Origin of the sequence: Maribacter sp. 1_2014MBL_MicDiv, from assembly GCF_001865655.1 — a bacterium.
GTDB lineage: Bacteria > Bacteroidota > Bacteroidia > Flavobacteriales > Flavobacteriaceae > Maribacter > Maribacter dokdonensis.
Window position 1 is genome coordinate 810,760 of record NZ_CP011318.1, and the last position, 15,245, is coordinate 826,004.

The 15,245-nt window shown below is 34.5% G+C and carries 16 protein-coding genes; 10 read left to right on the forward strand and 6 right to left on the reverse strand.

Going from position 1 to position 15,245, the window contains the following annotated elements:
• Window positions 1-127 precede the first annotated feature (127 nt).
• The 5 genes from YQ22_RS03300 to YQ22_RS03320 all read right to left on the reverse strand — a co-directional run bounded on the left by YQ22_RS03300 (window position 128) and on the right by YQ22_RS03320 (window position 4,719).
• Window positions 128-1,738 carry an alanine/glycine:cation symporter family protein gene (locus YQ22_RS03300; protein WP_071340055.1) on the reverse strand — a complete coding sequence of 537 codons (1,611 nt, stop codon included), beginning with the start codon at window positions 1,736-1,738 and terminating at the stop codon, window positions 128-130.
• A gap of 88 nt (window positions 1,739-1,826) precedes the next feature.
• On the reverse strand, window positions 1,827-2,834 hold the full coding sequence (locus tag YQ22_RS03305; protein ID WP_071340056.1) for a potassium channel family protein: 1,008 nt from the start codon (window positions 2,832-2,834) through the stop codon (window positions 1,827-1,829).
• Between the two features lie 3 nt (window positions 2,835-2,837).
• Complete coding sequence (locus YQ22_RS03310; protein WP_058105992.1) at window positions 2,838-3,065, reverse strand: PspC domain-containing protein; 228 nt, start codon at window positions 3,063-3,065, stop codon at window positions 2,838-2,840.
• Window positions 3,066-3,076: 11 nt separating this feature from the next.
• Entirely contained in the window at window positions 3,077-4,354 is a 1,278-nt protein-coding gene (locus YQ22_RS03315; protein ID WP_071340057.1) for a DUF2851 family protein, read from the reverse strand.
• Window positions 4,355-4,410: 56 nt separating this feature from the next.
• On the reverse strand, window positions 4,411-4,719 hold the full coding sequence (locus YQ22_RS03320) for a rhodanese-like domain-containing protein (RefSeq protein ID WP_058105991.1): 309 nt from the start codon (window positions 4,717-4,719) through the stop codon (window positions 4,411-4,413).
• 139 nt (window positions 4,720-4,858) lie between these two features.
• Between YQ22_RS03320 and YQ22_RS03325 the strand changes: the two genes are divergently transcribed.
• From YQ22_RS03325 to trpA, 10 genes are all read left to right on the forward strand, one after another.
• Window positions 4,859-5,305 carry a MarR family winged helix-turn-helix transcriptional regulator gene (locus tag YQ22_RS03325; protein ID WP_058105990.1) on the forward strand — a complete coding sequence of 149 codons (447 nt, stop codon included), beginning with the start codon at window positions 4,859-4,861 and terminating at the stop codon, window positions 5,303-5,305.
• 8 nt (window positions 5,306-5,313) lie between these two features.
• Window positions 5,314-5,946: an NAD(P)H-dependent oxidoreductase gene (locus YQ22_RS03330; protein WP_071340058.1), complete on the forward strand. Its 633-nt coding sequence runs from the start codon at window positions 5,314-5,316 to the stop codon at window positions 5,944-5,946.
• A gap of 29 nt (window positions 5,947-5,975) precedes the next feature.
• Window positions 5,976-6,557: a YceI family protein gene (locus YQ22_RS03335; RefSeq protein WP_172822514.1), complete on the forward strand. Its 582-nt coding sequence runs from the start codon at window positions 5,976-5,978 to the stop codon at window positions 6,555-6,557.
• 262 nt (window positions 6,558-6,819) lie between these two features.
• Entirely contained in the window at window positions 6,820-8,217 is a 1,398-nt protein-coding gene (locus YQ22_RS03340) for an anthranilate synthase component I family protein (protein ID WP_071340060.1), read from the forward strand.
• Window position 8,218: 1 nt separating this feature from the next.
• The gene (locus tag YQ22_RS03345) at window positions 8,219-8,782 is read left to right on the forward strand and encodes an anthranilate synthase component II (RefSeq protein WP_058105986.1); all 564 of its coding nucleotides are present in this window, start codon (window positions 8,219-8,221) and stop codon (window positions 8,780-8,782) included.
• Between the two features lie 52 nt (window positions 8,783-8,834).
• The gene (gene trpD, locus YQ22_RS03350) at window positions 8,835-9,830 is read left to right on the forward strand and encodes an anthranilate phosphoribosyltransferase (protein WP_071340061.1); all 996 of its coding nucleotides are present in this window, start codon (window positions 8,835-8,837) and stop codon (window positions 9,828-9,830) included.
• A gap of 56 nt (window positions 9,831-9,886) precedes the next feature.
• Window positions 9,887-10,741, forward strand: coding sequence for an indole-3-glycerol phosphate synthase TrpC (trpC, locus tag YQ22_RS03355; RefSeq protein WP_083414183.1), 855 nt, complete (start codon window positions 9,887-9,889; stop codon window positions 10,739-10,741).
• Entirely contained in the window at window positions 10,738-11,364 is a 627-nt protein-coding gene (locus YQ22_RS03360; RefSeq protein ID WP_071340062.1) for a phosphoribosylanthranilate isomerase, read from the forward strand. Before trpC ends, YQ22_RS03360 begins: the two co-directional genes overlap by 4 nt.
• Window positions 11,361-12,545 (forward strand): tryptophan synthase subunit beta, encoded by a 1,185-nt coding sequence (trpB, locus tag YQ22_RS03365; RefSeq protein WP_071340063.1) that lies wholly within the window; start codon window positions 11,361-11,363, stop codon window positions 12,543-12,545. The genes YQ22_RS03360 and trpB overlap by 4 nt, the downstream gene beginning before the upstream one ends.
• Before the next feature lie 7 nt (window positions 12,546-12,552).
• Window positions 12,553-13,317, forward strand: a complete 765-nt coding sequence (gene trpA, locus YQ22_RS03370; protein ID WP_071340064.1) for a tryptophan synthase subunit alpha — start codon at window positions 12,553-12,555, stop codon at window positions 13,315-13,317.
• Between the two features lie 8 nt (window positions 13,318-13,325).
• Here trpA and YQ22_RS03375 read toward each other — a convergent pair whose 3' ends face one another.
• Window positions 13,326-15,062 (reverse strand): RagB/SusD family nutrient uptake outer membrane protein, encoded by a 1,737-nt coding sequence (locus tag YQ22_RS03375; protein ID WP_071340065.1) that lies wholly within the window; start codon window positions 15,060-15,062, stop codon window positions 13,326-13,328.
• Window positions 15,063-15,245 lie beyond the last annotated feature (183 nt).

Here is a 15,245-nt window from a genome sequence, read left to right on the forward strand (position 1 = left end):
TAGGATCTGTAGACATAGTAACCTATTTGAACAAGGATAAGCAATAACAACAAAAAGAAAATCCCACTTCGTTCTTGTTTATTAAACTTGAAGTGGGATTTGAGATTTTTCAAAATCTATAAAAATATTAGTACACCTTTCTAATGGCTGTCAAATACCTATCAAAACTCTTCTTAACCTTAGGGAAAAGGATAAGCAGACCTATCATATTTGGAAATACCAATGCCAGAATCATAGCATCTGAAAACTTGATTACAGCGTCTAGCGTTGCTGCCGCACCAATAACCACGAACATTAAGAAAAGAACCTTATAAAAGATATCTGCAGTTTTACCTCTTCCAAACAAATATTTCCAAGATTGAAGTCCGTAATAAGACCAAGATATCATTGTTGAAAAGGCAAATAGTATAATTGCAATGGTAAGTACATATCTAAACCCAGGTATTACAGAGTCATATGCCATTGAAGTTAAGTCCACACCACCAACATATGCTCCAGTATCATTTAACATTACGGTACTACCAATACCATTACCATAATCAAAAGCACCGGCATCCATATTAAAGAAAATGATCACTAACGCGGTCATGGTACAAATTACCACGGTATCAATAAACGGTTCCAACAACGCTACTATACCTTCACTTGCCGGATATCTTGTCTTTACCGCCGAGTGTGCAATTGCAGCAGACCCTGCTCCCGCCTCATTAGAGAAAGCCGCTCTTTGAAAACCTACAATGATAACTCCAATAATACCACCAATTGCAGCATCTGGAGAAAATGCACCGGCAAAAATCATCCCGAATGCATCACCTATATACTTTATGTTTGCAAATATGATCACCAAAGAAGCCAATACATAAATACCTGCCATAAAAGGAACTATCTTTTCTGTAACACTGGCAATCTTTTTAATTCCTCCAATGATTACAATACCTACCAATACCGCAAGTATTACTCCAATAATCACACCTGTAGCTCCACCTTCCAAATTTAACATTGAAGTCAATTGTACGGCAGCTTGATTAGATTGAAAAGCGTTACCACCACCAAAAGATGCACCCACACATAGCACTGCGAAGATACCGGCTAATATTTTACCTAAAATCTTAAAGTTACTTTCACTAAGTCCACGCGACAAATAGTACATTGGACCACCGTAAACAGTACCATCAGGACCTACATCACGATATTTAACCCCTAAAGTACATTCTACAAATTTTGTTGACATACCAATAAGTCCGCAAGCGATCATCCAAAATGTTGCACCAGGACCACCCAAAGCAATTGCTACGGCAACCCCCGCTATATTACCCAGACCTACTGTACCAGAAACAGCAGTTGCCAAAGCTTGAAAGTGACTTACCTCACCCTCTTCACTTTCATCTCTAATAGTATCAGGTATATCACCATCTTCGGTCATATGCTGCTGGACTTTTTCCAGCCCGTATTTTTCAATTTCCTCATATTTACCTCTTACAACATTAATTGCCAATGGAAATTTAGTTATACCCGGAAATTTGAAATAAATGGTAAAAAAGGTAGCTCCTGCTATCAAAAGAATCAATACAATTGGTATGTTATACCCAGCAATTGGAACAGAAGTCAATACTGTAGCTTCCCACCACGTTGCAAAAGGCATAAAGGCGTCATTTACTTTTTCATCCAAACCTTTTTCTTGTGCAATTGAAAGAAATGGTATTAACAGTGTTAATAGAGTTAGAAGTCTATACTTCATAAGTTTTAAAATTTTTTGAATTAGTCAGTTAGTCTAGCAATATCCTAAAAATAATGGATGCAATCAAATATATATGATAGAAAGATGATTATTCTATATGGAACATCTCGTTTAATTTTTTAATTTGTTCCGGTCTTCCCAGCACAATGACCTTACTTTTTGGTTGCAGTTCCATATCCGCTTCTGGGTTGATGATATAATTACCATCAGGTGATATGTAACCTATTATGGTACATCCGGTTTTTCTTCTTAAATCCAAATCCCTTAAAGAGTTACATTCTATTTGATCCGAAAAATCTTCTATTGCCACTTCCTCTAGGTTAGTAGTGTTTTCACCTTCTGTGGAAAGCTTGTCCATAAACGTTATTAAATCTGGCATCACTACTAAGGATGCCATATGGTCTCCACCTATTTTATCTGGCATAATTACTTTATTAGCACCTGCCAAAAACAATTTTTTCTGAGAATTTACTAAAGAAGCTCTGCTTATAATAAACAGATTTTTCTTCATTTGCCTTGCCGATAAAACTACAAACAGATTAGCTGCATCATCAGGTAATGTTGCTATTAAAAATTTTGCTCGCTCTATACCTGCCTGCAATAGCACATCATCATCATTTGCATCGCCTTCAATAAACAATACGTCATCTTCAAACCTTTCTATTACCTCCTTATCTTTTTCTATTACCACAAAAGGTCGCCTATACGCCTTTAATTTTTCTGCCGCTTGCATTCCATTTCGCCCAAAACCACAGACGATCACATGCTGATTTAAATTTTCGATAGCATTCTTCATTTTCTTCTTTTTAAGCAGTTCTACTGAATTTCTGGAAAGTAGGTATTCGGTGACTATTGATATTGCAAAACCAACTATAAATACACTTGTAACTATAAGAATTATTGTAAAGATCTTGCCTTCTGGTCCCATAGGCCTTACTTCGGAAAACCCTACAGTAGTGACCGTAATTATAGTCATATAAAAAGCATCTACCCAACTATAATCTGCAATAAACCTATAGCCCAACACACCAAAGGTCAAAACCATTAGCATTAATGTCAGTGCCAAATATATTTTAGACCGAAATAAGTTTATCATACATTACAGATCAAAGACTGAATTTCGTTTGGTATAAACAAGATCCTTAATTTTCAACCAAAAGGCCAGAAAAAGATAAAGAGCAAAACCAAAACCTACTGTTACAAAGGTCAGATAAATAAAAGAAGTTCTAACCACTCTTGCCCTTATACCCAAGCGCTCGGCAATTCTACCGCACACTTCGAATCCTCTTTTTTGAAAATAAAGCAATAATTTATAGAATACATTCATTGCGTATAAAATTAGACTTTTACATTCAATAAAGATGCACCTATGGCACAATCTAAACATTTATCTTTTGTACAGTAATTATTGTACAATTGAAGATAGGCTTGAGAATCTTTAGCACTATAGATTGATGTTTCTAATTTATCAAAGTTAGCTATAATACTGTTTTCTTCCTTTTTAATTTTAGCCATCATTTTAAATAAACCTTCATTATCCTGAGCGCCCATATACCTATTGTAAGCAAACTTTAAAGGTATTATGGTATTAATGATCAATAAATTTAAAAATGAATTTGATATTTTCTTTTTGCCTTTTTTAGAGTTCTTACCAAAATTATAATGGGTATCCCAATATTGAGAAGTACCTACTTTAAAATATTCCTGAAAATCTAACTCATTATTTTCAATTAATGAATGGAATAAATTATTATTCTCAGCATAAATGGCACTCAATTGGGCTAATCTTATGGTAGGAAAGTTCATTGGTCTAAGCCTAAAATATTCTGGGGAATTGAAAACCGGGATCAAATTAAACTTATGGCTCAGAAAAGTATATTCCTTTTTTAATTCATTTAAGTACTGATCATCATCTATAGTAACTTCCAATAAATTTGCCTGCCCTAAAAGCAAGCTTTCCATTTGAAATGGCTTTTTGTACAATTTTCTAATGATCGAAAAATCAATAGACTTGCCTATTTCAACAAATATTTCACGATTAATTTTTGAACCGAAAGATTTTAATAACATTAAAAACAAAACTTGTTCCCAGTTATTATTGGTATAGCACAATAATTCATTAATGTAGACCGATTTTTGTTCTAGACGCTCTATAAACAAGCGATCTAACCAATTATTCCTTATAAATCCGTCAACCTTGTCAAAATCATTTTCACAGTTTATGAACCTATGGTTTTTAACATTGAACAATTTTTGATAATTCTCAAGCACTTGCACAGGAATATAGTTCTTAAGGGACAGTGTTGGTATTTGACCTCCATCTTTTCTATATACACCTATATCATCTTCCCATACTACATGTAAAATTACATTATCATAATTACGATCTTCTTGATGGTTATGCGCATACCAGTCTGATGATTTTACATGTATCTCAACATTACCTGCCCACAATTGACCATTCAACTCTAGTTGCGCGTTAAAAAAATCAGGACCACTTAAATGATTATGGGTCCCGGCAGACTTTATGTAAACGGGTTCATTAGATGTAGTTTCTAATCCATTTACTGGATATTTTTTGTACTTCCATATAAAATGAAGCAAATCTTCCTTCATTTCATAAAAATAAAAAACCCGCTGTAAAGCGGGCATATTTTCTTAAAGAAATAAAATTAAGCGGTTTCTCCTTCCCAATTCATAAACCCGCCTTGAAGATTAAAAGCCTTATCAAAACCTAAATTCTTCATAATTGCACAAGCTTGACCACTTCTATTACCAGACCTACAATACACGTAATAATTTTTGGTCTTATCTAACTTCTCAAGTTCAGCCACAAACTCTTGTCCTTTATAGATATCTATATTAATTGAATTAGGAATTATACCTTCCTCTACTTCTTCTTCTGTTCTTACATCGAGAATTATTGCATTAGAATCTTTCTCCAATTGCTCTTCCCATTCTTGTTGTGATAAATCTGCCATAGTGTAAATTATATACCGTAAAAATAATCGATTTTTATTTATTTATACCTCACAACTATTTTTAACAAAAAATTAATCTGAACAATCACTAATCCTAACAAAATAACTTTACATTTGTATATACAATTATTGTACACACATGAATGTAGAGGAAATTTTAAAAACAAACAAAAAAATGCCGTTGGCCAAACGGACATTAATTCATGTAGCTCTGGTAGCCAATAAACTAAATGAGGAAGTTTCTATGGTGTTGAAGCCATTTGACATTTCGGTTCAGCAGTTTAATGTACTAAGAATATTAAGAGGGCAAAATGGAAAACCTGCAAATCTTTCTACCATTAATGAGCGAATGGTTACTAAAATGAGTAACACTACCCGCTTAGTAGATAAGCTAATTTTAAAGGGGTATGTTAACAGAACCGTATGCGAAAAAAATAGAAGAAAAGTAGAAATTGTAATTACCGAAGATGGATTGAACATATTAAAACAAATTGATGGAATACTTTTTGAAGCAGAAGAAAATATGCTTAAAAATTTTACAGAAGAAGAGTTACATCAATTCAATGAATTATTAGATAAATTTTAAGCACAACTATGAATACGATATTAAATAAATTAAACTGGCGCTATGCCACTAAAAAATTCGATAGCTCTAAACAAGTTAGTAAGGCTGATCTAGACACTTTACTAGAAGGGGCAAAACTAACAGCCTCCTCTTATGGTTTACAACCTTATGAAATTTATGTTATTAAAAATGATAATATTAGACAAGAGTTAAGAAAAGCTTCATACAACCAACCACAAATTACTGATTCATCTTACCTTTTCGTTCTTGCTAACAAACCTAATTTTGACGAAGCATTAATTGACGATTATATAGATAATATCGTAAGCACTAGAGGGGTTACAAAAGAAGATCTTGAGGGGTATTCCCAAAGTATGAAATCTGCACTATTAGACCTACCTAATGACGATAAAAATAAATGGTCATCTAACCAAGCATATATTGTGTTAGGAAACTTAATGACCCTTGCTGCAGAAATGGAAATAGATACTTGCCCAATGGAAGGTTTTAATAAAGAACAGTATAATAAAATTTTGGGCCTAACCAAAAAAGGTCTAAACGCAGCAGTAGTTTTAGCTGTCGGTTATAGATCAACCGAAGACGATACGCAACACTACCCAAAGGTGAGATATTCACAAGAACAAATAATTACACACATATAAATTAAACACAATCATTTAAAATTAGAAACATGAAAAAATCATTATTAAGTTTAGTATTCGTAGCTGTTTTTGGCTTCTCTGCAACCGCTACCACCCCAATTGATGGCGAAAAGAAAGAAGTAAAAGTCAGCGAAAGTAAAGTTACCTGGAAAGGATATAAGGTTACTGGTTCACATGATGGAAACATTAATCTAAAATCTGGTCACTTAGAAATGAAGGGCAAAAAATTAGTTGGTGGAGAATTCGTAGTTGATATGACTTCCATAGTTGTTACCGACCTAGAAGCAGGAAAAGGAAAAGAAAAATTAGAGGGACACTTGAAGTCTGCAGATTTCTTTGGTGTTGAAAGTAACCCAACTTCCAAATTGGTTTTTACTTCGGTTAAACCCATGAACGATAACTCATATACGGTAACCGGTGACCTTACAATTAAAGGAATTACCAAGCCTGTTACTTTAGTTGTATCTATGTTTGAAAATAAGGCTTCAGCTACGCTTAAAATAGATAGAACTAAATATGATATTAAATATGGCTCAGGAAGCTTTTTTGATAATTTAGGTGACAAAGCTATTTATGATGACTTTGATTTAGTGGTAGATTTAGCACTATAAGCTTTAGATTGCTATAAAACTTGTGGAATTACAACAATTTAAAATCCCTTTGAGATAAATTCAATGGGATTTTTATTTTTGATAAGGTAAAGTTTGTAAGTTTAAATTTCCTTTTTATATTTGAGCCTCAATGAAAAATTTAATCGCAAATACTTGGTGGTGGAACAACTTACGAAAAACATCGTGAGCAAAGCATCATTGTAGTAAAACTATATAAAGGCTTGTCATCACGACAAGCCTTCTTTATTTTATAAAAGTACCTATGGCCTATCAATTTAAAACATACCATAAAAAAATTCTTGCCGATACGGTAACACCGGTAAGTGTTTATTTAAAAATTAGAGACCGTTTTCCAAATAGTATTCTTTTGGAAAGTAGTGACTATCATGCCAATAACAATAGTTTCTCATATATCTGCTGCAATCCTATTGCATCCATTAAAGTGGAAAACGAAATCATTACAAAACAATTTCCCGATGGTGTGGTTGAAGAAATTCAAATAACACCAGAAATAGACGTTGTTGAAAGTATTGATTCTTTCAGCAAAGCTTTTAAGGCAGATAGTAATGATTATAAATTCATTAATAATGGACTATTTGGTTATATGTCATATGATGCAGTTCGTTATTTTGAAGATTTGGAAATATCTCAAAAATCAGATTCAGTAAGCATACCAGATGTGTATTATGCGGTTTACCAAAACATCATTGCAATTAACCATTACAAAAACGAAGCATACCTTTTTGCGCATTGCTATAATACCGATAATAACATTCCAGAACTGGAACAACTACTAAACATTAGAAATTTTGCCACTTATAACTTTAAAATAGATGGTGATCGAAAGTCTAATCTTAAAGATGAGGAATATAGAGAGCATGTTGCTTTGGCAAAAAAACACTGTCAACGTGGCGATGTATTTCAGTTGGTTTTAAGTAGACGTTTTTCGCAAGGTTTTAAAGGTGATGAATTTAATGTTTATAGAGCTTTGCGCTCGGTAAATCCTTCGCCCTATTTGTTTTATTTTGATTTCGGGGATTTTAAAATATTTGGAAGTTCACCTGAAGCGCAACTTATTGTAAGCGAGGGCAAAGCCGAAATTCACCCTATAGCCGGTACTTTTAAAAGAACTGGTAATGATGAACAAGATGCACAACTCGCCAAAGAGCTAAAGACCGATGACAAAGAGAACAGTGAGCACGTTATGCTGGTAGATTTAGCTAGGAACGACTTGAGCAGAAATGGCAATGTAGTTAAAGTCGAGAATTATAGGGAAGTACAGTTTTTCTCTCACGTGATCCATTTGGTATCTAAAGTTACAGGCATGAAAAAACCAGATATACCTACCATGAAAGTGGTGGCAGACACTTTTCCTGCAGGTACATTGAGTGGCGCCCCAAAACATATGGCCATGCAGCTTATTGAAAAATATGAGAAAACTAGCAGGGGATATTATGGTGGAGCCATAGGTTTTATGGATTTCTCTGGAAACTTTAACCATGCCATAATGATCAGAACGTTTTTAAGCAAAAATCATAATCTCCATTATCAAGCTGGTGCAGGTCTTGTTGCTGCTTCTGACCCAGAAAGTGAACTACAAGAAACGTATAACAAACTAGGTGCATTAACCAAGGCTTTAGAAATAGCAGAAGACATTTAAAATGAAAAAAATATTAGTCATAGACAATTACGATAGCTTTACTTATAACCTTGTTCATTATCTAGAAGAATTGGAATGCGAGGTCGTTGTAAAGCGTAATGACCAACTTACACTTGAAGAGATTGATGCTTTTGATAAAATTGTATTATCTCCCGGACCAGGTATTCCAGATGAAGCCGGACTTCTTAAACCAATTATAGAAAAGTATGCCCCAACCAAAAGTATTTTTGGGGTATGCCTAGGTCAACAAGCAATAGCGGAAGTTTTTGGAGGATCATTGATCAATCTAAAGGAAGTATACCACGGCATAGCCACTAAGATCAACATTACCAAAGATGCCGTAATTTTTAAAGATATTCCCAAAGAAATAGAAGTTGGCAGATATCATTCATGGGTCGTAGACACTAATTTACCAGATGTTCTAGAAGCAACATCAGTAGATGAAAACGGACAAATAATGTCTTTACAACACAAAAAATACGACGTACATGCGGTACAATTTCATCCAGAATCCGTACTTACTCCTCAAGGAAAAAAAATGTTAGAGAACTGGCTGAACGCTTAAATCATAATTAAAGCGAACTAAACTTAAGGTTGAACTGTATAGTATTAAAAAAATGAAAGAAACATTAAATAAGCTCATAAATCACGAGATACTTTCCAAAGAAGATGCAAAGCGCATATTAGTCAATATTGCTAAAGGCGACTACAATACAAGTCAAATAGCAGCTTTTTTGACCGTTTATATGATGCGAAGTATTACCATTGAAGAATTAGAAGGGTTTAGAGATGCATTGCTAGATTTATGCTTGGCAGTAGATTTATCTGCTTACAACCCCATAGATCTTTGCGGTACTGGTGGTGATGGCAAAGACACTTTTAATATTTCTACATTGGCATCTTTTGTTACTGCCGGTGCCGGTGTAAAAGTTACCAAACATGGCAACTATGGTGTTTCCTCTAAATGCGGAAGTAGTAATGTAATGGAGTTTTTAGGAATCAAGTTCAGTAACAATGCCGGCTTTTTAGAAAAATGTATTGATGAGGCTGGTATTTGTGTATTACATGCGCCCCTATTTCATCCGGCTATGAAAAACGTTGCCCCTATTCGTAAAGATCTGGCGGTAAAAACATTCTTTAACATGTTGGGGCCTATGGTAAATCCTGCATTTCCAAAAAACCAAATGGTAGGTGTTTTTAATCTTGAATTAGCTCGTATGTACGGATACCTTTATCAAAAAACAGATAAAAATTTCACCGTATTACATGCCTTGGACGGTTATGATGAAATATCATTGACAGGAAATACCAAAACTATTTCTAACCATACCGAAACAATGCTAAAGCCTTCTGATTTTGGTGTGCCGGAAATTAAACAAACCGATATTGTCGGCGGTGACGGCATTGAATCTTCTGCTCAAATTTTTATAAATGTATTACAAGGTAAAGGCACAGAAGCGCAAAATAATGTAGTTTGTGCCAATGCCGGTATTGCCATAGCCACAGTAAATAACCTAACTCCTATTCAAGGTTTTGAAAAAGCCAAAGAATCTTTGTTAAGTGGAAAAGGATTGAACGCATTGAAGAAAATACAAGAGTTGAGCAAAAATTAAAACAAATACCCCCTAGCCCCCAAAGGGGGAATATTAAAAAACTAAAAAGGTCAAAAATGAGTTCTGAAAAAGTATATAAAGCAAAATCAAGTTCTTCCCCTTTGGGAAGGTCAGGTGGGGCTAATATTCTAGACAAAATTGTAGCGGATAAACGAAAGGAAGTAGAATTGAAAAATTTGATTTTCCCTTCTTCACAATATGAACATTCTGTATTATTCAACAGAGAGACTTTTTCACTGGCTCAAGCTCTTAAAGATAGTGACACCGGTATTATTTCTGAATTTAAAAGAAGATCACCATCCAAAGAAAGCATTAATCAAAATGCAAATGTTGGGCAGGTTGCCATGGGGTATGAAAAAGCGGGTGTTTGTGGTATGAGCGTGCTTACCGATATTAAATATTTTGGAGGTTCTTTAGAAGACTTGATCATTGCAAGGGCATCGGCACAGTTACCGTTATTACGTAAGGAGTTCATAATTAGTGAATACCAAATTATAGAAGCCAAAGCTTATGGCGCAGATGTTATTCTTCTTATTGCTGCCGTGCTAACTAGAGAAGAAATAAAAAAATTCTCTGAATTGGCAAAAAGTTTAGGTTTAGATGTTTTATTAGAAGTACACAATGAAGACGAACTTCATAAATCAATCATGCCCAGCATAGATATGTTGGGAGTCAATAATAGAAATCTAAAGACTTTTGAAGTTAGCTTAGAGACTAGTAAATCGCTTTCTTCCCAAATTCCTGATGATTTTGTAAAAGTATCTGAAAGCGGAATAAGTTCGATTGAAGCAATTAAGGAATTAAAAACGTATGGTTATAAAGGATTTTTAATCGGAGAGAATTTTATGAAAACCGATACTCCAGGCGAGAGTGCCATTCAATTTATTAAAGATCTAAAAGAAATAAAATGAAACTCAAAATCTGCGGTATGAAACTAAATACTTCTGAAGTTGCACAATTGCGACCAGATTATCTTGGTTTTATATTTTGGGAACATTCCGCTAGATTTTTTGATGGGGAAATTCCCGAATTACCACACACTATCAACAAAGTAGGCGTTTTTGTTGATGCCGATATAAACTATATTATTACGTTGGTCAAAAAACATCAATTACAGGGTCTTCAATTGCATGGTCACGAGAGCCCTGAATATTGTAGACAAGTTGCAGAGGAACTTATGAAGTTGAATAAAAAAATTGAGATCATTAAAGTATTTTCCATTAAAGATGAGTTTGATTTTGAAAGTTTAACGCCCTATGAAGATGTGTGCGATTTTTATCTTTTTGATACTAAAGGGAAACTCCCTGGGGGCAATGGCTATACCTTTAATTGGTCTGTCCTTAAGAATTATCCTTCTAACAAGCCTTTCTTTTTAAGTGGGGGAATTGGTTTGAACAGTCTTGATAAAATTAATGAGTTTATGAAATCACCCGAGTCTAAATTCTGCTATGCCATTGATGTAAATAGCAAATTTGAAATAGATCCAGGGTTAAAAAATATTGAAGAATTACAAAAGTTTAAAGAAGCGCTATGAATTATAATGCTGACGAAAAAGGATACTACGGAGAATTTGGTGGTGCCTATATACCGGAAATGTTGTACCCAAATGTAGAGGAACTACGCCAAAATTATTTAAAATTGATGCATGAAGATTCTTTTCAAGAAGAGTTTCATCAGCTGTTAAGAGACTATGTCGGTAGACCTTCCCCCCTATATTTTGCCAAACGTCTTTCTAAAAAACATGGTTGCAAAATTTACCTAAAAAGAGAAGATCTTAATCATACTGGTGCACATAAAGTGAACAACACCATAGGTCAAATTCTTATGGCTCAAAAGTTGGGCAAAACTAGAATTATTGCCGAAACCGGTGCTGGACAACACGGTGTGGCCACGGCAACCGTTTGTGCTCTTATGGGTATGGAATGTATTGTTTACATGGGGGAAATAGATATTGCACGCCAAGCGCCAAATGTTGCCCGTATGAAAATGTTGGGTGCCGAAGTTAGACCTGCAAAATCTGGAAGTAGAACACTTAAAGATGCTACCAACGAAGCCATTAGAGATTGGATCAACAATCCGGTAGACACCCATTATATCATTGGTTCTGCCATTGGTCCACACCCTTACCCAGATATGGTAACCCGTTTTCAATCGGTAATATCCGAGGAAATAAAATGGCAGTTAAAAGAGAAAGAAGGTCGTGAAAACCCAGATTACGTGGTAGCTTGTATTGGTGGTGGCAGTAATGCCGCAGGTACCTATTATCATTTTCTACACGAGCCTGAGGTTGGCATTATTGCAGTTGAAGCTGCAGGTAAAGGCGTAGATTCTGGTGAGAGCGCAGCAACATCCGCCCTTGGTAAAGTAGGAATCATTCATGGATGTAAAACCATGTTGATGCAAACCAAAGATGGACAAATTACCGAGCCTTACTCCATTTCTGCCGGGCTAGACTACCCAGGCGTTGGTCCTATGCATTCTCACCTTTACAAATCTGGCCGTGCAGAGTTTTATTCGGCTACAGATGATGAAGCCATGGCTGCAGGATTGGAATTATCAAAATTAGAAGGTATTATTCCCGCTATAGAAACAGGGCATGCATTTGCCATTTTTGAACATAGGAAATTCAAAAAAGACGATGTGGTCGTTATTAGCCTTTCTGGCCGTGGAGATAAAGATCTGAACACTTATATTGATTACTTTAAGTTAGCATAACCTTATTATGAGCAATAGAATAACATCAAAATTAAAGGAAGATAAAAAGCTTCTATCTATATATTTTACAGCTGGTTACCCATCATTAAACAACACGGTAAAAATCATTGAAGATTTAGAAAACAATGGTGTTGATATGATTGAAATAGGACTCCCGTTCAGTGATCCTTTGGCAGACGGACCAACAATTCAAGAAAGTTCTACCGCCGCTTTGAAAAATGGAATGACCACCGAAATTCTTTTTAGTCAACTGAAAGATATTCGTAAAACGGTTTCTATACCATTGATTATTATGGGATACTTTAACCCCATGTTGCAATACGGTGTTGAGGCATTTTGTAAAAAGTGTCAAGAAATTGGAATTGACGGACTCATTTTACCAGATTTACCGTTAGATGTTTACCAGGAAGAATACGAGGAAATTTTTAAAAAACACGGACTCTTAAACATTTTTCTAATCACTCCGCAGACCAGTGATGACCGTATTCACCAAATAGACGATGCCTCTAACGGATTTATCTATATGGTAAGTTCTGCAAGTGTCACAGGATCAAAATCCGGTTTTGGTCAAGAGCAAGAAAGTTATTTTGAGCGCATTGACAAAATGAATTTAAAGAACCCACAAATTGTCGGTTTTGGAATTAAAGACGAAGAAACATTTAAGCAAGCAACCAAAACCGCTAAAGGTGCAATAATTGGTTCTGCCTTTATTAAACATTTAACGGCTAATGGCGTAAACTCCATTTCAGAATTTGTGAATACTATACAATAAACTACTTTCTAATAACCTGGGTTTTGTACCGCATTAGGATTTAAGTCTATTTCCGATTGCGGTATTGGCCAAACGTACTCGTGAGGTTGGTAATCTTTAGAAAAGTCATTAGTAGAGTTAAAACCATCTATAACTTCTTGAAGTTTGTTCCATCTAACTAAATCGTCTCGTCTATGGCCTTCAAAACATAATTCTAATTTTCGCTCTAAATAAATTACATCAAAGAATTGATCCTTATTAAGATTTCCAGGTACATTGTTCTCGTTCCCAAATGCTCTTTCCCGAACTTGATTAATCGCTGCATAAGCTAAAGGAGTTGGTCCATTTACTTCATTCTCAGCTTCTGCTAACAACAACAATACATCTGCATATCTAAAAACAGGATAGTCAAACGATGTAGACTCAAAATCTGCATCAGGCAATTCTCCGTTATACCATTTTAATGGTCTCCAATTCTTTGGATCTACTTCATTAACCACATTATTACCAGAAATAGAGAATGTCGCTATGTTATTCTTAAACCGATTGTCTTCAATTTCTATCGGAAAACTAACAGGATTTTCAAATAACATGGAACTATTGAATGAATTTTCAAAACCAGAAACAAGTAACAGTGCATCTTCTGAAGCAATACCCAAAGGTCCCCAATAATCGTTAAATGAACTTTTGGAATCTTCACTTCCATCAAAAGTTATTTTAAAGAGAATTTCTCTATTTGAGGCTTCATTTTCTTCGTTAAAAACTGAATTATAATCTGCCATTAATTCATACTGCCCTTGCAGAATTTTTAACTGTTCTAAAGCACTGCCGTATTTACCGTATTCATTTAAAGGAAAACCGGCCATGGTCATATAGACTTTGGCCAATAAAAATCTTGCGCTCCACTGATTTGCCTGATCATTACTATTTAAAACTGGTAAATTTTCAATTGCATAAAGCAAATCTTCTTCTATTTGTGAGTAGGTGGTACTTGGATTTTGAGGATAGTTTGGCGGACCGCTTAAATCTATTTCAGCTGTTACGCTTAAAAGAGGATTGCCATATATTTTTATCAGATTGAAATATAGTAAGCTTCTTAAAAATTTAAAATGTGCTTCTAATTCTTTTCTATCTATCTCACTGGACACAACATTTGAAGAATCCAATAAATAGTCGATTCCCAAATTCAAGCCCCTTATTTGAATATAGTGCTCCGCCCATACCTGATTTATAACAGTAGATTGAGCATTAAAGGAATAGGCATCCAAATCAACCAGTCCACCATTAAAATTTGGATTAGCTTTTAATATATCTGTACCAGTATCCCCCCAATATGATAAATATGCGTCTGCATTAAATATTGATCTCAAATTATTATAGGACACATTCAATAAAAAATCAACGTCCAAATCTTGCTCAGTTAATTCGGATATTTCAGGGATATTAAAAACTATCTTTTCAGTAACATTATTAGTAAGTACAACTTCTTGAAAATATAGAAAATCAGGATTTTGGTTCAATACCACGTTGACTACATAATTTCCTGTATCAATAGTTTCAAATACCACTACACCAGATTCTCCTACTACTAATGTTCTTGTTTCTGGATTCGTAGTTACAACAGCACCAATTGCTGCATCGGATCCCAGCAAAACAGTAACTTCAATATTTCCAGAATCAATCTCTTCTATCTCAGAAATTGTATTATCATCAGAACATGAATAAAGCACAAAAAACAATAAGAAATATTGGATGAAATTTTTCATTATTTACAATTTATAACCTATCAAAGTAATACAATTTTTTAATTCAAAAATTAAAATTCGCATTAAATAAGAATATTATTATTGCATCATTTTTTTAAATTAATTTATAATTTTCTGTATACCATGTTATTGGTACCAACACAGATTATTCTCTCTATTTTCCTTACTTTTAAAGAATATATT

Bases quoted from the DNA above. Each gene is read 5' to 3' on its own strand.
- YQ22_RS03300 (WP_071340055.1), bottom strand. From the start codon at position 1,738: ATGAAGTATAGACTTCTAACTCTATTAACACTGTTAATACCATTTCTT.
- YQ22_RS03305 (WP_071340056.1), bottom strand. From the start codon at position 2,834: ATGATAAACTTATTTCGGTCTAAAATATATTTGGCACTGACATTAATG.
- YQ22_RS03310 (WP_058105992.1), bottom strand. From the start codon at position 3,065: ATGAATGTATTCTATAAATTATTGCTTTATTTTCAAAAAAGAGGATTC.
- YQ22_RS03315 (WP_071340057.1), bottom strand. From the start codon at position 4,354: ATGAAGGAAGATTTGCTTCATTTTATATGGAAGTACAAAAAATATCCA.
- YQ22_RS03320 (WP_058105991.1), bottom strand. From the start codon at position 4,719: ATGGCAGATTTATCACAACAAGAATGGGAAGAGCAATTGGAGAAAGAT.
- YQ22_RS03325 (WP_058105990.1), top strand. From the start codon at position 4,859: ATGAATGTAGAGGAAATTTTAAAAACAAACAAAAAAATGCCGTTGGCC.
- YQ22_RS03330 (WP_071340058.1), top strand. From the start codon at position 5,314: ATGAATACGATATTAAATAAATTAAACTGGCGCTATGCCACTAAAAAA.
- YQ22_RS03335 (WP_172822514.1), top strand. From the start codon at position 5,976: ATGAAAAAATCATTATTAAGTTTAGTATTCGTAGCTGTTTTTGGCTTC.
- YQ22_RS03340 (WP_071340060.1), top strand. From the start codon at position 6,820: ATGGCCTATCAATTTAAAACATACCATAAAAAAATTCTTGCCGATACG.
- YQ22_RS03345 (WP_058105986.1), top strand. From the start codon at position 8,219: ATGAAAAAAATATTAGTCATAGACAATTACGATAGCTTTACTTATAAC.
- trpD (WP_071340061.1), top strand. From the start codon at position 8,835: ATGAAAGAAACATTAAATAAGCTCATAAATCACGAGATACTTTCCAAA.
- trpC (WP_083414183.1), top strand. From the start codon at position 9,887: ATGAGTTCTGAAAAAGTATATAAAGCAAAATCAAGTTCTTCCCCTTTG.
- YQ22_RS03360 (WP_071340062.1), top strand. From the start codon at position 10,738: ATGAAACTCAAAATCTGCGGTATGAAACTAAATACTTCTGAAGTTGCA.
- trpB (WP_071340063.1), top strand. From the start codon at position 11,361: ATGAATTATAATGCTGACGAAAAAGGATACTACGGAGAATTTGGTGGT.
- trpA (WP_071340064.1), top strand. From the start codon at position 12,553: ATGAGCAATAGAATAACATCAAAATTAAAGGAAGATAAAAAGCTTCTA.
- YQ22_RS03375 (WP_071340065.1), bottom strand. From the start codon at position 15,062: ATGAAAAATTTCATCCAATATTTCTTATTGTTTTTTGTGCTTTATTCA.